This is a genomic window from Shewanella phaeophyticola, assembly GCF_025398315.1.
GTDB lineage: Bacteria > Pseudomonadota > Gammaproteobacteria > Enterobacterales > Shewanellaceae > Shewanella > Shewanella phaeophyticola.
In genome coordinates, this window is record NZ_JAODOQ010000001.1 from 2,191,343 (window position 1) to 2,210,837 (window position 19,495).

Genomic DNA, 19,495 nt, shown 5'->3' on the forward strand with positions numbered 1-19,495 from the left:
TACGTTTACGTAAAGTGGCAAGCTAAATTTCCACATCAATCACAAAAATAACTAAATCATGCTTTGTTGAGAGTAGCGCTAAATGCTATCGTGCTGCAATAAATTTAACAAGCAGTCGTTTGTACCTAATAGACTCTATTCCCTAGGTACGTTACTTTACTTTTTACACACAGCAAGCGGAGATTACACGTGACAGTATTTAATCATGTTTCGTTCGATGAACACGAACAAGTGGTATTTTGTCATGACAAGCAAAGTGGTTTAAAAGCCATTATCGCAGTCCACAACACTAACCTTGAGCCAGCTGTTGGCGGGTGTCGTATGTGGAACTATCAATCGGATGATGAAGCGTTAACAGATGTATTGCGTCTCTCGCGTGGCATGACATATAAAAATGCACTAGCAGGCCTAAGCATGGGTGGCGGTAAAGCCGTGATTATTGCCGACCCAAAAACAACCGACCGCGAAGCCTTATTTTTAGCTTTTGGCCGCTTTGTGAATAGCTTAGGTGGTAAATACTATTCAGCAGAAGATGTTGGCGTATCAACATCCGACATCATGATTGCCAGCCGCGAAACAGAGTTTGTTGCCGGCATGGAAGGCAAATCAGGCGACCCATCGCCATTAACCGCGTTAGGCACTTATTTAGGCATTAAAGCAGCCGTTAAACATCAACGCGGTGTAGACAGCCTAAAAGGGATTAAAGTCTCGGTACAGGGCGTTGGGCACGTCGGTTATTACCTATGTAAACATTTACATGAAGAAGGCGCTGAACTGATTGTCACCGACATTCACCAATCATCACTTGAACGCGTTTCCGCTGAATTTGGTGCTACTGTCGTTGCCCCACAAGACATCTATACTCAAGATGTCGATGTATATGCACCTTGTGCATTGGGCGCTACAATCAATGACACCACACTGCCACTGTTAAAAGCCACTATCGTTGCCGGTTGTGCCAATAACCAGTTAGCAGAAGTGCGTCACGGCGAAAAACTTAAGCAAATGGGCATTTTATATGCACCAGACTATGTGATTAACGCCGGCGGTATTATTAATGTGTCATTTGAGAAAAACTATGACGCTGCTGCCTCTAAAGCAAAAGTAGAACAAATCTACCATACCTTGTTAACCATCTTTAGCCGTGCAGATACAGAAAATCGCACCACAGGCTCGGTCGCAGACGAAATGGCCAAAGCCATTATTGATGCGGCAAGATAAACAGGATTAATTAATGCAAGGGAAATACCAAAGTATTTCCCTTTTTTATTGCCCAAAATAATTCAACTCTCACAACGCTAAAGCACTTATACCACTTATGCTAAGCGCAACGTTAAGATCAAGCTTAATCAAGCTGCAATAAATCGTTCACTTAATCGTCAAATAACTACCCTACTCTAAATTAACACTGACTCAATCTGTGTATTAGGGTAAATGACAGATGATTTCACAGAGTAAAAAACGTAATCAGCAACGCCAGCCTTTATCGCATTTAACCCACAAAACGAAAATTCAACATTTTCATGCAATGTGGTTATCAGATGTTCACCTTGGCAGTATCGACTGTAAGGCTGAATTTTTACTCCACTTTTTAAATCATAGCCAATGTGACTATTTATACCTTGTTGGCGATATTGTCGATGTATGGGCACTTAAAAAAAGAGTCTACTGGCCAGACAGTCACGACAAGGTCATCAAAAAGATACTTGAGCTGGCAGCCAGCGGTACGCAAGTGATTTACATACCAGGTAATCATGATGAAGCATTTAAAGCCTATGCTGACAGTCACTTCAGAGGCGTAACATTAGCTAAACAGCACATACATGAATCGATTAATGGCAAACGCTTTTTAATGCTTCATGGCGATCAATTTGACTCGCAAGTGTGTGTTAGTCGTGCTTATGCCAAATTAGGCGATCATTTATACGATGTCCTGCTGTGGTTAAACCGACAATTGCATGCAGTAAGAAGCAGCATGGGCTATCCCTATTGGTCGTTGGCCAGTTACATCAAACTTAGGGTCAACAAAGCCCAGCAAGCCATTAATCAATACCGAAATGCCGTATTGCGTTACGCCGTCAAAAAACAGGTCGACATGGTCATTTGCGGCCATATCCACCAGCCAGAATTGTCGCAGCACACCCTTAACCAACATCACCTTATCTATGCCAATGATGGCGACTGGGTTGAAAACTGCACCTTGATTGCAGAAACCCTTGAAGGCGATGTACAGCTGCTGAAATGGGATGAGCAAACTCTACAAGCTGAAACTGTCAGAAATATTCAACTTGCTCGTCAAGATGACAACAAAATCACACCTCAAAAACAGCACGTTGCATAAAAAGGATAAGGTCATGATATTTACTGTTGATAATGTGGTGGAGAAAAACCTACCAAATGTACACAGCAAACCCTGGTTAGCCACACCAACCAAGGCGATGTTGCGTTATTTACTCCACGAAAAACAATGTAATGACATTGCCAATGAACACGCACATTTATCTGGAGTGGACTTTGTTGAACAAATTCTTGCCTGTTTAAACTTTACTTACAGTGTGCCTAATAACGAAGTTGAGAATATCCCACACGAAGGCCGAGTGGTGATATACGCTAATCACCCAATAGGCTCACTCGATGCTTTAACGTTAATCAAACTCATTAGCCAGGTTCGCCCTGACATTAAAGTGGTCGCCAATGAATTATTAATGGCCATTAAACCGCTACATTCCATCCTATTACCTGTGCGTAATATGACCGGCGGCACACCCAAGCAACATCTAGATGAAATACATCGGCATTTAAAAAGTGAAGGTGCTGTACTGATATTTCCGTCAGGCGAAGTGTCACGTTTACGACCCTCTGGTGTCACCGATTTACATTGGCACAGTGGCTTTTTAAAAATGGCTCGTGCCTGTAATGCGCCCCTATTACCTATTTTTGTAGACGCAAAAAATTCGCCGACGTTTTATGGCGCTTCAATGCTTTATAAACCGTTAGCAACTTTATTGTTAGTCAAAGAAATGTTTAAGCAAGTCAACCAAGTCATGCCAATTCGTATTGGGCAGTTGATAGCCAAAGAAGTGGTTAACACCCAGGACTTTCCCTTAAAAACAAAAGTAAAACTGCTTAAAAACCATTTATACCGAATAGGCAAAAATCGGAGCCCGTTATTTACAACCCAAAATGCCATTGCTCACCCGGAGAAACGCAGCGAGCTGCAAAGTGCGTTAACACAATGCGAATTACTCGGGCAAACCCAAGACAACAAACAAATCTACCTGTACAAGCATCAACACAGTAGCGCTATCATGCGTGAAATCGGTCGACTAAGAGAAATTGCTTTTCGTGCTGTAGGCGAAGGTACAGGCAAACGGCGCGACACCGACAAATACGACAACCATTATTTACACCTAGTATTATGGGACAAAGATGATTTAGAAATCGTCGGTGCATACCGCTTTGCCAGCGCTAAGGCGTCACATGAAAATGTTGGCGAAAACTTACTCTACAGCCAATCGTTATTTGATTACAAAGACGCCTTTGCCCCTTATTTTGACCAAGGATTAGAACTTGGCCGCAGTTTTGTACAACCTAAATATTGGGGCCGCAGAAGCCTAGAATACCTTTGGCAAGGCATTGGTGCGTTTTTAGTAAAGCACCCCCAATATCGCTATTTATTTTACCCAGTATCGTTAAGTGACAGCATGCCGTTACAAGCAAAGGAAATGATAGTGTTTTTCTACCAGCATCACTTTGCAACCGAAAAAGTATTAGCTAGCTCATTTAATTCATATCAATTTACACCTGAAAAAATAGCCCAATTACAACTCCTGTTTAACGGCAGCGACTACGCTGAAAACTTTAAAATACTTAAACGGACATTAGCAAATATGGCTGTATCAGTACCGACGTTATTTAAACAATATGGTGAATTGTGCGACAACCAAGGCGTTAAATTTTTAGACTTTGGTATCGACCCTGAATTTGGTGATTGCATTGATGGTTTAGTCTTGGTAGATATTCACCAACTTAAACCCATTAAATATCAAAAATACCTAGCAGGCCATTTACCACAAGACCAAATTGCCTCTTAAACATGAATTAAATGGATTGTTTCGCTGCGGTTATAAATCGTTAAATGATTGTTGCGCTATTATTTATCTGATATAAAAAGATAAATGAGTGGAGAATCACCTATGACAATATCGACAGATACAACGGATCAGACAACAAGTGACACAACAGCGCTATCACCGCATCGACACATCAGCGTGGCCGATATCATGATCACTCGCGTTGTGACAATCGAAATGGATGATCGCTTGTCATTGGCTAAAGAAATTTTCGATAATGTCAGCTTTCACCACTTACTGGTTATCGATGAAGACAATCACTTGACAGGTATTTTATCGCATCGAGACTTTTTAAGTGCGTTAAGCCCCAATATTGGTACCGCAGCAGAACTCATTCGTGATACTGAAACCTTACAAAAACGAGTTCATCAAGTAATGAGCCACAACCCTTTAACGATTGCCCCCCATTGTGATATCAACCTCGCGACTCAGCTCATTTTAGACAATAACATTGGCTGCCTTCCTGTATTAGAAAATAACAATATTGTCGGTATTATTACCTGGAAAGATTTACTCAAGGCGTATTACAGCACTTAACTCAAGCCGAACTAATAAGATTACACACTTATTCAGCACTAACATAAGCAAATGTTAGACGAATGAGTGTGGTGCTTGCCAGCACCTTAGCCATAACCTCTGCTTTACCCAATATCTTCTATTTTGCAACTAACAATATAAAAATAAATATTGCTATAGCCAGCAATAACATAGGTTAATTTCTTAAATTGTTCATATTTGTGTGCTGGAAAATGTCACACGGCTCTGCTTTTATTAATGTTAATAAGGAAATAAAAGCCAACTGAATAATGACTTAATCTCACAGCGTTTGTATCGGTAAATTGCGTAGTTATCATATGGAAGGATAAACATTATGATTAAATTTTCTTACCTACTCAATCAAGACAATATTGAGTTACAAGCAAGCAATTGGTGTGGCCTAGAACGGGTGTATATTAATGGCAAGGTCGTGTCGCGCAAATTTAACTTTGGCTTACAGAGCATGCATGATGTGTTGCTCGATAACGGTAAAAAGTGCCGTTTTCAACTCATCACCGATCCGCAAACCTCATTAGTGTCTTGCCGTATATACAAGCAAAATCAACTGGTAACCATTTTAAAGCAAGGAAAAAAGCAGCTACAAAAAAGCCAGTTCATCATTGAAACTGGCTTTGTGATTGTGTGTGTAGGCATATTGAGTATGTATTTTTTAAGCTAATTCACACGACTCATTAACCTCTTTATTAACCTAGGGTAAAGTCTAAACGCACTGTTGAAGTACCTTTGGTCGGCTTACCATCCACAAACTTAGGTGCATAACGCCATTGGGTCAGCGCCTCCACTGATTCTTTCTCAAATTGACTGCCACCTTTAGAGTCTAGCACTTGTGGTGATTGCACAAAACCTTGCTCATCTACGGTAAATTGTAATTTGACCCAACCACTTTTACCCCGCTTTGCATAAGACTTAGGGTAATTAGGTGGTGTTCTAAATAAAGGCGTTTGCTCTTGTTGCTCGTTCCAAGGCGTCATTTTACCAATGGCAATACAATGCTCAGTAGCTTGATCATCTTGGCCTCGTTTTTGATAAATATCAACAAGCAAAGCATGAGCACGTAGTTCATGCGGATGACTGTAGGGCAATGCCTGATATTGTTTTATCACCTCAACTAGCGCATCAACGGCTTTAGTGTGCTTACCCATCGCCTCATTTAATACCCCATAAAGGTATGTTGCATTAACACGTTTTATCGCGTTATCAGGTAGCTTGTTGACATAAATATCATAAGCATCAAAAGCGAAACGTCTAACGGCTCGGGTATAAAAGTCCGTACCCGTTAGGCGATAAAAAGCCAAGGTTTTCACTTCAGCTATAGTGAATTCATTATCCGCTTCTTGCGCAATTTCAATCGCCTCAAACAACACTTTTTTGGCATAGGCATCATCAGCTGTCGTTTGTGCTAACCCCACAAGTGGATCAACAAAGGCAATATCGTTTTCAGGTAATTTTTGACGATACACTGTTAGAGCAGACTCAAATAATTGTTGTGCTTTAATCACAGATTCATCTTGAACAACTCGACCTTTATTATTCTGCTTAGACTGCTCAACAATAGCATTAGCCCAATTCATAGCTAACTTTGCGCTATCAATACTATCGACACCAAATTTTACCGCGCCAAGTTCATAAGCTTGCCTAGCATAGGTGATAATGTCTGCTTGGTTATTGGCTTGAACAGCCTGGTTGTAATCTTGGTATGCGAGTGAGAATCCCGCCGTATCGGTATCTGTTGGTACAGCATTAGCCATCTGACTGACAAAAACACTCACTACCGATAAACGTAAAAATATATGCATGGGTATCAATTCCTTTTTGTGTCTTCCCTATACTCAAATCACTTAATAGCTAAACAGATCGCTCTAGAACAATGCCGTTTTATGACTGAGATCTCGTTACCAAAGATTATTGTAATCAATTTGTTGCCAAATATCCAACGTACGCCAAACTGAAGTAAAGGTGCTTCAAACACCAAAATTTGTATTCCTTAATAACGGTTTAACAAGGAGACTCAATGTCAGCCATTGCTAAATTGATGCAAGCCATGTTAGCCAGTTTCAAAGATCTTATTCCTATTATTCTCGTTGTTAGTTTTTTTGAAATATTTGTCCTTCATCAAGCGCCTGCAGAGCTGGGTTCTATCCTTATTGGTTTAGTCTTTATTGTTTTGGGATTAACATTTTTTGTGTTTGGTTTAGAAATGGGGTTATTCCCCATAGGTGAATCATTAGCAGAAGCACTAGCACGTAAAGGCAGTGTTTTTTGGTTAGTGATTTTCTCATTTTCATTGGGGTTTGGTACCACATTGGCGGAACCAGCACTAACAGCTGTGGCTAACGAAGCGGCACAAGTTGCCGCTAATGCTAGGGCGATTGAGGCCAATGAGCAGGCCATGAGCACTTACGCGATGGGACTGCGAATTACAGTGGCCATTTCGGTGGGTCTGGCCATTTTGCTTGGGGTTGTGCGTATTCTTAAAGGTTGGCCGATTCATTACTTAATTATTGGTGGCTACATAATAGTGATGATCCTCACCAGTTTTGCCCCGGCCAATATCATTGGTATTGCCTACGACTCCGGTGGCGTCACCACATCAACCATTACCGTGCCCTTAGTGACGGCATTAGGTGTTGGTCTTGCCAGTGTGATTAAAGGCAGAAACCCGATGTTAGATGGTTTTGGATTGATAGCTTTTGCCAGCCTCAGCCCAATGATTTTTGTATTGATTTACGGCATGGTGTTTTTAAATTGAATAAGCACAGTAGCACAACGACACACTACGAGGAGTGCGCTTGTTTAATGAACTGATCGGCACTTTATTACTGACCGCTCGTGATGTTATCCCCATCGCGGTGATTTTATTTGGCTTTCAGCTTGGGGTGCTTAAACGCCCTGTAAACCAGTGGCGCAGAGTGCTGCTTGGATTTGTGTATGTGATTATAGGATTAACCTTTTTCTTAGTCGGTTTACAGCTCGCACTGTTCCCCATAGGCGAAAGCATGGCAAACCAATTAACCACCAGCGAGTTTTTACACCCAAATGGCAGTAAGGCGCCTTTCATCTGGCAAGATTATTTTTGGGTTTATGTATTTGCAGCCGCAATTGGTTTTAGTACCACCATTGCCGAGCCGTCGCTGATTGCCGTTGCAATTAAAGCCAATCAAGTGTCTGCTGGCACCATTGGCATTCAAGGTTTACGTATTTCGGTCGCATTTGGTGTGGCAATTGGGATTACCTTAGGTTGTTTTCGTATTGTGGTTGGCGATCCCATTCATTACTACATTATGGCAGGTTACGTCATCGTGGTTATCCAAACCTTTTATGCGCCTAAAATGATTATACCTTTGGCATATGACTCAGGTGGCGTGACCACATCAACCGTAACCGTGCCTTTGGTTGCGGCATTGGCCTTGGGCTTGCCACCAACGTTGAAGGCCGTAATCCACTCATTGACGGCTTTGGTTTAATCGCCTTTGCCAGTTTATTTCCGATGATCACCGTAATGGGTTATGCCCAGGTCGTTGACTATTTATCTAAACGTAAAGCGATTAAGGAGTAACCTATGCGCTTTAAATTAATCGTCGCGTTTGTTGACGAAGACTGTACCGACGAAGTGCTCGATGCCGCGCGTCTTGCTGGGGCCACTGGAGCCACTGTCATTAATCATGCTCGTGGTGAAGGCTTAGAAAAAAAGAAAACCTTTATGGGTCTTACATTAGATGTCCAGCGCGATGTCATTTTATGGTTGGTTGAAGAACATATGTGTCGCTGTATTTTAGAAACCATTGCCAAAGTGGGTGAATTTGATACCAACTCAGGTAAAGGTATTGCGATTCAAATTGATGTTGAAGATGCTGTAGGTGTGGCTCATCAGGTAGAAAAGTTAACTAAAGACATTGAGGATCAAATATGACTAAGTCAACCCCCACCCTTAACCGCGATGTAATGAATAACCGTTACGCCATGGTGGACGGTATGCATACAGTTGCGGAGGCCATTCAAGTTGCCGTGACCAAAAATGTCAGTATTTTGGTGGTCGATAAACGCAACGAACATGACGAATACGGCATGGTATTAATGAGTGATATTGCCCGAAAAGTGCTTGCCAAAGATAAGTCATCCGAGCGCACCAATATTTATGAAATTATGATAAAACCGGTATTTTCTGTACCTGCTGACATGGATGTACGTTATACCGCAAGGCTATTTGAACGCTTTAATATTAATAAAGCACCCGTGGTAGAGTCAGGCAGCATTTTGGGCTTTGTTACCTATGAAGATATTGTCTTAAAGGGGATGATTAACACCCCTCTTTATGATGGCACTGTAATATTTGCTAGACTTGAAAAACGTATGTTCAGGTTTTCAGGTACATATACCTAATCAACTTAAAGACTATAATTAAGGGCATTAATTTGAAATAATGCCCTGATTAAATCTTTACAAAACGTTAACCGAATATTGCTAAACAGCATCCTGCTGAGCTATCTCTTGGGGTTGTGATGTTAGCGTAATGAGAGATGGAAAATCACACACTACATTACGGCCGCTATTTTTGGCCTGATATAACGCCTTGTCTGCCAGCTTAATCAGTTCTTCTAATTTATTCATGTGACAGTGATACTCTGCCACCCCAAAACTGGCTGTAACAGATAACCCCTCCCCGTCGTGAGATACCGTTACAGACGCTATCTTTTCACGAATAGCGTTGGCCAATTGAATCGCTGCTTGTTGCGAAGTGTTAGGCAAAAATATAATAAATTCTTCTCCGCCCCATCGAGCAAGTACATCACTTTTTCTTATATGTTGTTGTAATGTTTTGGCTATCGCTTTTAGAGCAGAATCTCCCACTGCGTGGCCGTATTTATCATTAATGGTTTTAAACCAATCAATATCTAACAGGATCATACTAAATGGCGTTTCCTCCCTTACACCCAACTCCCACAACGGTGTGGTATTAACAATAAAAGCCCGCCGATTATACAAGCCTGTTAAGTGATCATACTGAGCAATGACTTCTGCCGTAATACGCGCCTTATCAACTTCTTGTAAATTAAACGCTAATGCTAAAGCTAAAATCGACATCTCAATTAACATGCCTATTTCAATTCCATGAAATAAAAAGGTATTGTATGGAATTGCCCCCCAGGTTGTTGCCGCCGAAAAAGCCGCGCCCCCGGCTTTAAGAAAAACCGCTGGAATAAAAAATTTAACCATAGCATGGCCATTTTTTAGCGCTAGCAACCCAAGGCTGATAAAAATAACCACTAAACACGAGGTCAACGCCACCCCAATATTCACCGCCAATAGTTGATCGCCATAAATGAACACGCCCAACATAAGCAATATTAGCGAAACATAAATGAGATGATTCAAGCGATATACAAGAGGTAAATAGGTTTTTAACTTCAGAAACTCAAAGCAAAATGCAATGCCAAAAAGAATGTAACAGTATAGAAAAAAGATCATAGCCCAACGTTGAACAAACAAAGCCTCCGGCCAGAACAATTTAAAACCATGGCCTGTATAAGCAATATTTAAGCTCAAAAAAGAAACCAAATACAGAGAGTAATAAATATATCGGCTGTCTTTTAAACTAGCAGAAAGCACTATGTTGTACACCAGTAGCATTAAAAACGCGCCGTACAAAAAGCCATAAAAGTAATGATTAATTTCTAAATTACGTTGGATCATTTTTTCTGTGGTCAAATACAGAGGGATCAATAACGGGTCTTTTGATTCAAACCTAATCAACACTTGGGTTAAGCCAGGCTTAAACTCATAAGCTTCGGATATCATCCTTGTTTGAGAGCGACGCGAACTAAAAGGAAGTGTGTCACCGGTAAAGACATTAGCGACTAACTTATTTTGCCGAACAAAGTAAAAGTTAGCACTGTCTAACCAGGCTGAATCAAGATAAAAAAACTTTTTTATGGGTAGATTGGATGCATTGTTAATCAACACAGAAGTCCAAATCACATCACGGGTAAAACCAAAGCTGACTTTACCGTCATGGTTTGGGACAAAATCACCTTGCCGATAACGACTCAGTGCATCTTCAAACGACACGTCGCCACTCGTAACCTGTAAAATAGCCAATTGCTGGCTAATGAATAACTCATCAGCAACACTTGTTAATTCAACAGGTTTACTTACAACGTAAAAACTGCAAAAAAATAGTAAAGCCAGTAAATGTTGAATAGCGAATACCTTAGGGTCTGTTGATCTTTCAAGGTTGTTTTTGCAGCGAATTGTTGGCCATTACTCATATATATAACTGCGCGGCAGAGACTTTGAAGTGTAGTTATTCTACATAAAAAGTCGATAACGCAGTAAAAATGGCCAACAAACGCTGCCCGAAGGGTTCGGCTAAAAACGTTTTACTCGAACAAAATTCAAACAGCAAAGATCAACAGACCCTAGCAATTTATTTAATATTAGATTAGTCCCTGATTTTATTTTTGTCTAACCATTCTGAACGCGCAAATATGACCTATGACTTTATGAAATGATGTCCAAACTAAACAAGAACTGCTCATGGTGCTTATTCTCACTTTATGCATTATAAACGGCATAAATAATAAACAATTACGATTTTGCCCTAGGTTAATGCTGCGACAATAAAATCAATAAGCGTCCGAGTTTTGAGTGGTAAATTTTTGTCTTTATACAATAAATGAATCGGCATGGCTTCTGGTGGGGTTAAACTCGCGATATTAACCAAGAGACCTGTATCTATGGCCTCTTTAACGACAATACTGGGTTGTAACACGACGCCTAACCCATCTATAGCAGCTTGAGTCAACACCACGCCACTGTTTGACGACAGCCTATACTGACGCTTGCCAAAAACTTGTTGATGCGCAACTGACAACGAGCCATTACTTGAGTAACTAAACCCAAGACAATGATGGTCACTCAGATCTGTGTTCGATATGATCTCTGGGTTATGCGCTAAATATTGTGGGGATGCACAAAATTGCATGTGATAATCCATAATATGCCGACCAATTAACGCTGAGTCCTCAAGAGCACCAATGCGTACCAAAATATCGACACTGTCTAACATTGGGTCTACGAGGGTATTGTCTAAACGTAAATCAACATCAGCTAACGGATATTTTAATAAAAAACGATTCACAATCGGCGCCAGTAACGTATTACCAAAACTCACCGGAGCATTAATCTTAATGCTACCACTTATTGTGCCCGTCATACTTTGTAACGTATTTTCAGCGGCAGTAATGGCAGACAAAATGGTTTTGCATTCTTGATAATATAATTGACCAGACTCACTTAACGCTTGCTGTCGAGTGGTGCGATTGATTAGCTTAACGCCTAAATAACCCTCTAACTGATTGATGTGCTTGCCCACCATAGTGCGACTAATATTGAACTGGTGCGCCGCTGCAGCATAATTACCCTGCTCAGCTACGCAGCTAAAGACTTGCATTGCGGTTAGTTTATCCATAGTGCCCCTCAATCATTTATGCAAACGATTATAAACCTATAGTGTTTTCTGTAAACACCAGTGAGCAATGTTGCTGTCATGGAAACTGGTTTACGATGCACCATCATTATTAAGGAGTTGTTATGGATTACAAATTAGATCAAGCAGGCATATTTATTACCGCTGAAATACACATTAAAGATAACGTGCCGTTAGTCCAGGGGCTTGCTGCAATCCGTCAATTTTGCGCCGACATGAATAGCGAACCAGGCTGCTCACTTGCTATGGCAACTCAACATAAAACTCACCCTAAGCAATTTGTATTTTGGGAGCGTTATGATGATCAAGCCGCCTTTGATGCCCACTTTGCCGCCCCTCATACTCAAGCCTTTATTAAAGCTGGGCTCACCGAACTCAAACAAGCCTTTGATTATCAACGCCTAGCAACCGAGGAATAACCAATGAGTAAAATGATTAATTGGGGTATTTTAGGCACCAGCTTTATCTCTGGTGTAATGGCAGATGCGATAAAAGCCCAAGGCCAAAGCCAAATATATGCTGTTGCAGGTCGTAACACGGCAACATTAGCGGAGTTTGCAACGCAATATAACATCGCAAATCAATTTACTGATTTCGATGCATTAATTAACGATTCGCTCGTAGATGTGATTTATATTGCCCTGCCGAATCATTTGCACCACGAGTACGTGATTAAAGCGGCCAATGCGGGTAAAGCTATTTTATGTGAGAAGTCCCTGTCGGTCGATATGCCGTCAACCATTGCCAGCCTTGATGCGGTTAAGCACAACCAGGTATTCTTTTTAGAAGGACTAATGTATCTTGCGCATCCTTTTATGCAGCAGTTAAGTCAAACTCTAGCATCTGGGGTGATTGGTGACGTAAAAAGTATTCGTGGCCAATATTGCGCTGCCATAAGCCAATTTGTTAATCCGGCCAGTCTTGGTGCGCTATTTAATCTCGGTTGTTATCCTGCATCATTAATGCAATTAGTCATGCAGCAACAATTTGGTAATAGCGTCAGCCAACAATATCAACTGCAAGCCACTGGGCGACGCGGGCAAGATGGCAATATTTGTGAATCTACGGCTATTGTGATTTATGCTAACGGTGTGCAGTGTCATTTACACACAGCTGAAGATTATGGCTTACACGCAGGATTTACCATTCTAGGCAGCTTAGGAAGTATTGAGTTCACCTCAAATCCTTGGTTACCTGAAGCTCAGGGCAATCATTTTTCAATAACGTTATATGAACAAGATGCTCAAGTTGTGAAGGTTGAAGCCAAAGGCAATGGTTTTTACTACCAGGTCGAAGCGGTAGTAGCGGCGCTAGAAAGTAAGCAATACACAGTGCCAAGACCATTAGCACAATTGCAAGATTCGCACGATATCATGAGTCTGTTAACCACCTGGCATCAAGCGGCTTTAAAAAGCTGCGCTGAAAACCTGACCGTTAAAGGTTAAGCAATCGTTTATCCGTTGTTGCTGCACCGCAGACAGGTCAGCAACATCGAAAAAGGCATACTCACTGTGTTCATTACTTAACATTATTTGAGCTGACTCTGGTAATTCACAGCGAAAGATAAACGCTTGCGATTGATAAGCAGAGTGAAAATACACCCCAGATAGATAATTAACTGTTACCTCACAACCTAATTCTTCTTGGCACTCTCGCAGCAATGCCTGATGAATGGTTTCATTTGGATCAAGCCCGCCACCAGGCAAGCCCCAATGCTTGTCACCATAATTGGCTTTTAATAACAGCACTTGACCATCGTCATTAGTGATTACTGCATGGGAGCTGAGTCTAAATAAATCGTTAAATGCCATGATGGTTTTCTTATTATAAATAGAGCTTTGTTATTTGTTGTTGGAAAACTACCGCCATAATTGCCTTGTTCCAAGTAAATAGTAAATACCATAGATGCAACAAACGATTGAACTCACTAACCAAAAAGCTATAGAGTTTTGATGGTTCTCGGGGGCTGACGTGAAAAAAGGCACAATTAACCCCGCCATACCACGAATGAGATATACAGCAGTGATTAACACTAAACATGTTTTTAGAAGCGGTAGCTTAACAATTAAACCCGCGCCCGAAAATGCATAAAGCCCCCAAACACAAAGTACAGCTGCGATAATTAATGTGACAATGGTGGGATACGTATCACCGGCAGCAGCCATTTGAGCCATGTTTTCACCAGCACCAAAGAAGAGGTACCAGTCTGAGCCGCCAAATATACAACTGATGTGTAGTAAGGCAGCAAAGAGACTTAAGCAACCTGCGATAACGAGTAAACTATTCCTTTGCATTCAAAATCCTTTTGGCACTTGCTCCGCTAAGGAGTATCTAATAATTAGTGAAGCGAAAACGAGTTCAACATTAGTCGCTTATTCGCGATGAATTTTTAAATGGTTTACATAACGAACCTTGATGATAGCTCATTTGTTACCTCCCATTGCTCAGTGACCATATAGCACTACGCAGTGAAAATATTGGCGGTGGTTTAAGGTATGGCCTGCGGCCAATAATGTCCTAATTGAACGTCTAATCATTTTACCGAGCACTATGCGTTTGTGGCGTAATATTCATGAATTTTGATGCCCGAACGATACTGCCATATGTCGCTATTGTATAAAAAATACTGCATATGGTGATAATGAAACGAATCCCTAATGTACTTTCTCTCATCTAAAGTTTTTACTCAAAATACATCATCAATTTTTTATTGATGAAAAAAAATACAAAAATAGACTTTTAGCACTATGATTAATTCTATACAGTTAAGTCATTAGAGAAAAAGGATTTATATGTCAAAAAGTAGTTTGCCCTTAATGGTTTTCGCTTTCTTGGCCGTTAAATTATTGTCAGCACCACCTGCTAAGGCAATAGAAGTTCTGACGGCTCAAGAACTATCATCGCACTGTGCACTGTTTCATTCTGAACCAGAAAGCGCTGATGGTCAGTATTGTGTCCGATATATTCAAGGCTTTATAGATGGTGCAATAGCGACCGACGCAAGAGTCATGCTAAATGCGGAAAGTGCCCTCGAAAGTAAAGAGACCTTCTCGGAACGCGCGATTCGCACTCGTATGCCAAACCGTTTAGACCGTTCTAGAGCCGCAGGCTTAGCCGGTTTTTGCCTCGGAGATCCGCTGTTATTACGCGATGTAGCTAACGTCATCGTCGCCGATCTAATAGCCCAAACAGATAGCAGCGAAGGAAATGAACCGGCGATGGAAGTCGTCTATCAATCATTACTGAAAAACTACCCCTGTAAACTATGAACTTAACGCTAGCCCGACATACGTTTCAACGCGGCGAGACAAGACTCTCGTCTGTTTTGCTACTTCTGCTTATTTTAGCAATATCTTGGCTTCTCTGGTCGGGACTCTACAAACCACTCGTCATGAGTTTGGGTGTTTTGTCCTGCTTGCTCAGCATTTACTTAGCACATCGTATGGGCTTTTTCAGAAATAATACAAATTTACTTAGACTTATGCCTCGCCTGCCTGGCTATTGGTTGTGGCTGCTTCGAGAGATTATTATTTCGAGTCTGGACGTCGCCAAGCTAATCCTGAAACCCTCAATGCCGATAAGCCCCACCGTAGTTGTGCTTGAAGCGGAAGCCAAAACGGACATGGAGCTAAGTCATTCTTGGCAACTCCATTACCCTGTCTCCGGGAACCGTCACGTTAGATTTATACAAGGGGAAAGTATTGATTCATTGCCTGACCAGTGAAAGTGCCAAAGAATTACAAAAAGGCGAAGCAAATCGGCGAGTCGCAGCACTGGAGCCCCGCTAAATTATGTATATTATTGTCTCTATAGCCATTTTGGTGACCATGGTATTGGCCTTAGTGAGAGCACTTAAAGGATCAAGCGTTTACGATCGCGTGCTGGCAGTCAATGTGTTTGGTACCAAGACAGTGTTGTTACTGTCCGTCATTGCATTTCTTTACGGTCGGCCTGATTTTCTTGATCTTGCGTTGGCCTACGCCCTGATCAATATGGTCGGGATTCTTGCTGTATTAAATTTTTTCCAAAATCGCTCCCGAAGAAAATCGGATTCCGAGGCAGAAGATGATTGATTTTGCGTTAGATATTCTGAGTTGGATTTTACTCGTTCTAGGGGGCGCCTGCGTGTTAATCGGCGGTATAGGCGGCCTGCGTCTGCCAAACTTTTACACCAGAATTCATGCTGCGAGCCTTACTGATACCATGGCGACTATCTTAATTTTTGTGGGTATGATCCTACAAGCCGGTTTATCTCTAGCCGCAATTAAACTGTTTGCTATTATGCTGTTTTTGCTGCTGACTGGCCTCAACGGCTACCTATGCGTTGGCCAATGCCGCGCTATTATCCGGTCTCAAGCCAGACGATGGAAGTGCTAACGACGCCCCCAAGGCTAACAACTTTCCCAAAGAAGGGGCTGGAGAATGATTTTAATTTTTGCGCTATTTCTACTGACCCTGCTCGTCATTACCGCTATTGCTATAGTGCGCACCGACGACCTGTTTGTCGCGGTAATGCTGACATCTATTTTCAGTTTACTCATGGCGGCCAACTTTTTTATTTTGGACGCTGCTGATGTTGCACTAACAGAAGCCGCGGTGGGTGCTGGAGTGACAACGGTAATCTTCCTCTGTGCATTAGAGCTGACTGGTGACCGAGAAAAAGCGCGAGTTGGAGGTCGGTGGATAGCTCTAGGTACTGTGGGCGTTCTGGCATTGTTAATAATATACGCGACTTTCGACAAACCACGGCTCGGCGACCCTGATGCCCCTGTGCATCAACATCTAGCGCCTTGGTATCTAGAAAAAACCCCTGAGTATATCGATATTCCCAATGTGGTTACCGCAATCCTTGGCAGCTTTCGAGGCTATGACACCCTGGGCGAGGTGTTTGTTGTTTTCGCTGCTTGTATCGGGGTTTTATTCATCCTTGGTGTGAGCCCTTCACGAAAAAATCAACCAGCGATTAAAAAAAGTAGTGGTCTACGCCACCATTTGATACCCCAAGTGGTTGGCCGACTGCTGATCCCGTTTATCGTGTTATTTGGTCTTTATGTACAATTCCATGGCGAATATAGCTCGGGAGGAGGATTCCAAGCGGGTGCAATTATTGCCACAGGCGTAATCCTTTACGCGCTGCTCGAAGGTGAATCTGAAGCGTTACGCGCAATACCTCGTGGGGTGTTGTTGGGTATGGTTATAGGCGGTGCATCGCTATATGGCGGCGTGGGTGTGGCTTGCATGTTGATGGGAGGAACATTTCTAGATTATTCAGTACTAGCCGCAGACCCTGTGTTTGGGCAACAGCTGGGGATATTAATTATCGAGGCCGGCGTTGGCATGGCGGTTTGTGGTGCACTTCTGGCCATTTTCCATGCGTTCGCTGCCCGTGAGAGATTGTCATGAAACTATTAGAACTGCTGGGCTACTTCAATTATTGGGTATTCGCTATCATTTTAACGGTGGGACTGTATGCCGTGATTAGCAAAAGCAATTTGATAAAAAAACTCATTGGATTATCTATATTTCAATCTGCTGTATTTCTTATGTATATCACTATGGACAAGGTAGAAGGTGGGACAGCCCCCATCATACAAAGCGGTGTAGAAGATCAAATATTTTCAAACCCAGTACCACAGGTACTGATACTCACGGCCATCGTTGTTGGAGTATCTACTCTCGCATTGGGACTGGCCATGGTTGTGCGTATAAAGGAATGTTATGGCACGATCGAAGAAAACGAAATTTTGGATGCCGACTGACTATTATGGATTTATTAGCGCACCTTCCAGCTTTGCAAGTTGTGATACCGATGTTGTCGGCACCACTTATCGTCATGTTACAGCCGCGAGGTTTAGCTTGAAGCCGGAGCAACTGCCGTAGCACTAGTGAGTTTTTCCATCGCCGTAGCGCTCACTTTGGCTGTTTTAGACGGACAAGCCCTCCAATACGCGATGGGCGGCTGGCCGGCACCTTATGGTATAGCACTGTCGGTTGATACGTTTAGTGCCATTGTTTTGTTGGTGATTACGGGAGCGAGCACAGCGGCCTTACTCGCGGCTAAACCAAGCATTGATCAGCAAATTGAATCAGAACGCCAACCACTTTTCTATGCGGCGTGGCTTTTGGTTTTATCTGGACTGGTGGGAATTGTCGTATCAGCAGATGCCTTCAATATTTTTGTTTTCATGGAAATTTCATCTCTGGCCAGCTACATATTAATAGCTGGAGGTCCAGACCGTCGGGCTCTTCCAGCCGTGTTCAAATATCTAATGATGGGCACTATTGGCGCAACCTTCTATCTAATTGGTGTAGGGCTAATCTACATGATGACCGGCACGCTTAACCTAGCCGATATTCAAGATCGCCTCGGTGATGTGACCGATATCAATCCAGTGCTAGTTGCTGCAGGATTTATCACTATTGGCTTGGCTCTTAAAGCTGCGGTGTTTCCTTTGCATGTATGGGTTCCAAACGCTTATACACATGCTCCGCACATGGTGACTGTGTTTCTCGCTGCTTGCGCAACCAAGGTAGCCCTGTATGTACTTATCCGATTTGACTATATGATATTTCAAGCCACGCTTGAGGAGCACAAAGTTCAGTTCGCATTGTTTGCGATGCCTTTGTCAATTCTCGGAATACTTATTGCTTCTGCAGTTGCGATGTTCGAAGGACATCTTAAAAGGCGGCTTGCTTCATCATCTATAGCACAAATAGGCTATATTTTGCTTGGTGTTAGCTTTGTCAGCATGGCAGGACTAAGTGCCAGCGCAATGCATATGTTCAACCATGCGCTAGCAAAAGGTGGGTTGTTCCTGGCAGTCGCTTGCCTAGCTTATCAATATCGTGATTTGCGCTTAGATCAACTCGGTGGTGCTGCTGCTCGTATGCCCTGGACTTGTGCTGCTTTTGTTGTGTGTGGTTTGAGCTTAATCGGCGTGCCTGGTACTGCAGGGTTTATTAGTAAATGGCTCCTTATCACCGCAGCGTTGGAAAGCGATCCTTGGGGAGGTGGGCTAGTTGCAGTTATTCTAGTCAGCTCCTTGATGGCGGTGGTTTATGTTTGGCGTATCGTTGAGGCGCTTTACTTCCAAGCTCCTGTCGAAGGCGAAGGCCAATATCTGAAGCACCAATTCAAATGTTATTAGTTACAGGTTTGGTTGCACTACTCAATATATACTTCGGGCTGTTTCCACAGGTTCCATTAGAACTCGCAAGTAGTGCCGCTGCCCTTCTATTGGAGGGGTCAAATTGACACCAGAAACTACAATATTAGTCGCTATTGGTCTTCCTCTAGTAGGCGCTCTCGCTATCTCCC

The 19,495-nt window shown here is 42.3% G+C and carries 22 protein-coding genes and 2 pseudogenes; 19 read left to right on the top strand and 5 right to left on the bottom strand.

Features of this window, described 5'->3' with window-relative positions; genetic code table 11:
* Positions 1-189: 189 nt before the first annotated feature.
* From N4T56_RS10185 to N4T56_RS10205, 5 genes are all read left to right on the top strand, one after another.
* Positions 190-1,221 (top strand): Glu/Leu/Phe/Val dehydrogenase dimerization domain-containing protein, encoded by a 1,032-nt coding sequence (locus tag N4T56_RS10185; RefSeq protein ID WP_261733143.1) that lies wholly within the window; start codon positions 190-192, stop codon positions 1,219-1,221.
* Between the two features lie 220 nt (positions 1,222-1,441).
* A complete protein-coding gene (locus N4T56_RS10190) occupies positions 1,442-2,341 on the top strand; it encodes a UDP-2,3-diacylglucosamine diphosphatase (RefSeq protein ID WP_261733144.1) in 900 nt (299 codons plus the stop codon).
* A 13-nt stretch (positions 2,342-2,354) separates the two neighbouring features.
* Positions 2,355-4,094, top strand: a complete 1,740-nt coding sequence (locus tag N4T56_RS10195; RefSeq protein WP_261733145.1) for a lysophospholipid acyltransferase family protein — start codon at positions 2,355-2,357, stop codon at positions 4,092-4,094.
* A gap of 189 nt (positions 4,095-4,283) precedes the next feature.
* Positions 4,284-4,670, top strand: coding sequence for a CBS domain-containing protein (locus N4T56_RS10200; protein WP_261734794.1), 387 nt, complete (start codon positions 4,284-4,286; stop codon positions 4,668-4,670).
* Positions 4,671-5,004: 334 nt separating this feature from the next.
* Entirely contained in the window at positions 5,005-5,349 is a 345-nt protein-coding gene (locus N4T56_RS10205; protein ID WP_261733146.1) for a hypothetical protein, read from the top strand.
* A gap of 25 nt (positions 5,350-5,374) precedes the next feature.
* Here the strand turns inward: N4T56_RS10205 and N4T56_RS10210 are convergent, their stop codons facing one another.
* The gene (locus tag N4T56_RS10210) at positions 5,375-6,487 is read right to left on the bottom strand and encodes an energy transducer TonB (protein WP_261733147.1); all 1,113 of its coding nucleotides are present in this window, start codon (positions 6,485-6,487) and stop codon (positions 5,375-5,377) included.
* 215 nt (positions 6,488-6,702) lie between these two features.
* Here N4T56_RS10210 and N4T56_RS10215 point away from each other — a divergent pair, with 215 nt between their 5' ends.
* The 4 genes and pseudogenes from N4T56_RS10215 (at position 6,703) to N4T56_RS10230 (ending at position 9,071) form a co-directional block, all read left to right on the top strand.
* Positions 6,703-7,440, top strand: a complete 738-nt coding sequence (locus N4T56_RS10215) for a DUF1538 domain-containing protein (RefSeq protein ID WP_261733148.1) — start codon at positions 6,703-6,705, stop codon at positions 7,438-7,440.
* Positions 7,441-7,480: 40 nt separating this feature from the next.
* A pseudogene (locus N4T56_RS10220) lies at positions 7,481-8,247 on the top strand (DUF1538 domain-containing protein).
* Between the two features lie 3 nt (positions 8,248-8,250).
* Positions 8,251-8,601 carry a P-II family nitrogen regulator gene (locus N4T56_RS10225; protein ID WP_261733149.1) on the top strand — a complete coding sequence of 117 codons (351 nt, stop codon included), beginning with the start codon at positions 8,251-8,253 and terminating at the stop codon, positions 8,599-8,601.
* A complete protein-coding gene (locus tag N4T56_RS10230) occupies positions 8,598-9,071 on the top strand; it encodes a CBS domain-containing protein (RefSeq protein WP_315903028.1) in 474 nt (157 codons plus the stop codon). The genes N4T56_RS10225 and N4T56_RS10230 overlap by 4 nt, the downstream gene beginning before the upstream one ends.
* A gap of 81 nt (positions 9,072-9,152) precedes the next feature.
* On the opposite strand, the gene N4T56_RS10235 is transcribed toward N4T56_RS10230, so the two are convergent.
* Together N4T56_RS10235 and N4T56_RS10245 are read right to left on the bottom strand one after the other, a co-directional pair.
* Positions 9,153-10,787, bottom strand: a complete 1,635-nt coding sequence (locus N4T56_RS10235; RefSeq protein ID WP_261734795.1) for a diguanylate cyclase — start codon at positions 10,785-10,787, stop codon at positions 9,153-9,155.
* A 502-nt stretch (positions 10,788-11,289) separates the two neighbouring features.
* Positions 11,290-12,159 carry a LysR family transcriptional regulator gene (locus tag N4T56_RS10245; protein ID WP_261733150.1) on the bottom strand — a complete coding sequence of 290 codons (870 nt, stop codon included), beginning with the start codon at positions 12,157-12,159 and terminating at the stop codon, positions 11,290-11,292.
* Between the two features lie 122 nt (positions 12,160-12,281).
* Here N4T56_RS10245 and N4T56_RS10250 point away from each other — a divergent pair, with 122 nt between their 5' ends.
* The gene (locus N4T56_RS10250) at positions 12,282-12,596 is read left to right on the top strand and encodes a putative quinol monooxygenase (RefSeq protein WP_261733151.1); all 315 of its coding nucleotides are present in this window, start codon (positions 12,282-12,284) and stop codon (positions 12,594-12,596) included.
* A 3-nt stretch (positions 12,597-12,599) separates the two neighbouring features.
* On the top strand, positions 12,600-13,622 hold the full coding sequence (locus N4T56_RS10255) for a Gfo/Idh/MocA family protein (RefSeq protein WP_261733152.1): 1,023 nt from the start codon (positions 12,600-12,602) through the stop codon (positions 13,620-13,622).
* On the opposite strand, the gene N4T56_RS10260 is transcribed toward N4T56_RS10255, so the two are convergent.
* Together N4T56_RS10260 and N4T56_RS10265 are read right to left on the bottom strand one after the other, a co-directional pair.
* Entirely contained in the window at positions 13,584-13,988 is a 405-nt protein-coding gene (locus N4T56_RS10260) for an NUDIX hydrolase (protein ID WP_261733153.1), read from the bottom strand. The genes N4T56_RS10255 and N4T56_RS10260 overlap by 39 nt on opposite strands.
* A 48-nt stretch (positions 13,989-14,036) precedes the next feature.
* Entirely contained in the window at positions 14,037-14,471 is a 435-nt protein-coding gene (locus N4T56_RS10265; protein WP_261733154.1) for a hypothetical protein, read from the bottom strand.
* Between the two features lie 522 nt (positions 14,472-14,993).
* On the opposite strand from N4T56_RS10265, the gene N4T56_RS10270 reads away from it, so the two are divergent.
* The 8 genes and pseudogenes from N4T56_RS10270 (at position 14,994) to N4T56_RS10305 (ending at position 19,325) form a co-directional block, all read left to right on the top strand.
* A complete protein-coding gene (locus N4T56_RS10270; RefSeq protein ID WP_261733155.1) occupies positions 14,994-15,446 on the top strand; it encodes a Rap1a/Tai family immunity protein in 453 nt (150 codons plus the stop codon).
* A gap of 122 nt (positions 15,447-15,568) precedes the next feature.
* Positions 15,569-15,748, top strand: a pseudogene (locus N4T56_RS10275) (Na+/H+ antiporter subunit E); the annotation flags it as partial.
* Between the two features lie 85 nt (positions 15,749-15,833).
* Positions 15,834-15,965, top strand: coding sequence for a hypothetical protein (locus tag N4T56_RS10280; RefSeq protein ID WP_261734796.1), 132 nt, complete (start codon positions 15,834-15,836; stop codon positions 15,963-15,965).
* A gap of 3 nt (positions 15,966-15,968) precedes the next feature.
* Positions 15,969-16,250: a monovalent cation/H+ antiporter complex subunit F gene (locus tag N4T56_RS10285; protein WP_261733156.1), complete on the top strand. Its 282-nt coding sequence runs from the start codon at positions 15,969-15,971 to the stop codon at positions 16,248-16,250.
* The gene (locus N4T56_RS10290) at positions 16,243-16,554 is read left to right on the top strand and encodes a cation:proton antiporter (protein ID WP_261733157.1); all 312 of its coding nucleotides are present in this window, start codon (positions 16,243-16,245) and stop codon (positions 16,552-16,554) included. The genes N4T56_RS10285 and N4T56_RS10290 overlap by 8 nt, the downstream gene beginning before the upstream one ends.
* A 45-nt stretch (positions 16,555-16,599) precedes the next feature.
* The gene (locus N4T56_RS10295; protein ID WP_261733158.1) at positions 16,600-17,580 is read left to right on the top strand and encodes a DUF4040 domain-containing protein; all 981 of its coding nucleotides are present in this window, start codon (positions 16,600-16,602) and stop codon (positions 17,578-17,580) included.
* Positions 17,577-17,936, top strand: coding sequence for a cation:proton antiporter subunit C (locus tag N4T56_RS10300; protein WP_261733159.1), 360 nt, complete (start codon positions 17,577-17,579; stop codon positions 17,934-17,936). Before N4T56_RS10295 ends, N4T56_RS10300 begins: the two co-directional genes overlap by 4 nt.
* 126 nt (positions 17,937-18,062) lie before the next feature.
* The gene (locus N4T56_RS10305) at positions 18,063-19,325 is read left to right on the top strand and encodes a monovalent cation/H+ antiporter subunit D family protein (RefSeq protein WP_261733160.1); all 1,263 of its coding nucleotides are present in this window, start codon (positions 18,063-18,065) and stop codon (positions 19,323-19,325) included.
* The last annotated feature ends 170 nt before the right edge of the window (positions 19,326-19,495 follow it).

Bases quoted from the DNA above. Each gene is read 5' to 3' on its own strand.
- N4T56_RS10190 (WP_261733144.1), top strand. From the start codon at position 1,442: ATGATTTCACAGAGTAAAAAACGTAATCAGCAACGCCAGCCTTTATCG.
- N4T56_RS10195 (WP_261733145.1), top strand. From the start codon at position 2,355: ATGATATTTACTGTTGATAATGTGGTGGAGAAAAACCTACCAAATGTA.
- N4T56_RS10200 (WP_261734794.1), top strand. From the start codon at position 4,284: ATGATCACTCGCGTTGTGACAATCGAAATGGATGATCGCTTGTCATTG.
- N4T56_RS10205 (WP_261733146.1), top strand. From the start codon at position 5,005: ATGATTAAATTTTCTTACCTACTCAATCAAGACAATATTGAGTTACAA.
- N4T56_RS10210 (WP_261733147.1), bottom strand. From the start codon at position 6,487: ATGCATATATTTTTACGTTTATCGGTAGTGAGTGTTTTTGTCAGTCAG.
- N4T56_RS10215 (WP_261733148.1), top strand. From the start codon at position 6,703: ATGTCAGCCATTGCTAAATTGATGCAAGCCATGTTAGCCAGTTTCAAA.
- N4T56_RS10225 (WP_261733149.1), top strand. From the start codon at position 8,251: ATGCGCTTTAAATTAATCGTCGCGTTTGTTGACGAAGACTGTACCGAC.
- N4T56_RS10230 (WP_315903028.1), top strand. From the start codon at position 8,598: ATGACTAAGTCAACCCCCACCCTTAACCGCGATGTAATGAATAACCGT.
- N4T56_RS10245 (WP_261733150.1), bottom strand. From the start codon at position 12,159: ATGGATAAACTAACCGCAATGCAAGTCTTTAGCTGCGTAGCTGAGCAG.
- N4T56_RS10250 (WP_261733151.1), top strand. From the start codon at position 12,282: ATGGATTACAAATTAGATCAAGCAGGCATATTTATTACCGCTGAAATA.
- N4T56_RS10255 (WP_261733152.1), top strand. From the start codon at position 12,600: ATGAGTAAAATGATTAATTGGGGTATTTTAGGCACCAGCTTTATCTCT.
- N4T56_RS10260 (WP_261733153.1), bottom strand. From the start codon at position 13,988: ATGGCATTTAACGATTTATTTAGACTCAGCTCCCATGCAGTAATCACT.
- N4T56_RS10265 (WP_261733154.1), bottom strand. From the start codon at position 14,471: ATGCAAAGGAATAGTTTACTCGTTATCGCAGGTTGCTTAAGTCTCTTT.
- N4T56_RS10270 (WP_261733155.1), top strand. From the start codon at position 14,994: ATGGTTTTCGCTTTCTTGGCCGTTAAATTATTGTCAGCACCACCTGCT.
- N4T56_RS10285 (WP_261733156.1), top strand. From the start codon at position 15,969: ATGTATATTATTGTCTCTATAGCCATTTTGGTGACCATGGTATTGGCC.
- N4T56_RS10290 (WP_261733157.1), top strand. From the start codon at position 16,243: ATGATTGATTTTGCGTTAGATATTCTGAGTTGGATTTTACTCGTTCTA.
- N4T56_RS10295 (WP_261733158.1), top strand. From the start codon at position 16,600: ATGATTTTAATTTTTGCGCTATTTCTACTGACCCTGCTCGTCATTACC.
- N4T56_RS10300 (WP_261733159.1), top strand. From the start codon at position 17,577: ATGAAACTATTAGAACTGCTGGGCTACTTCAATTATTGGGTATTCGCT.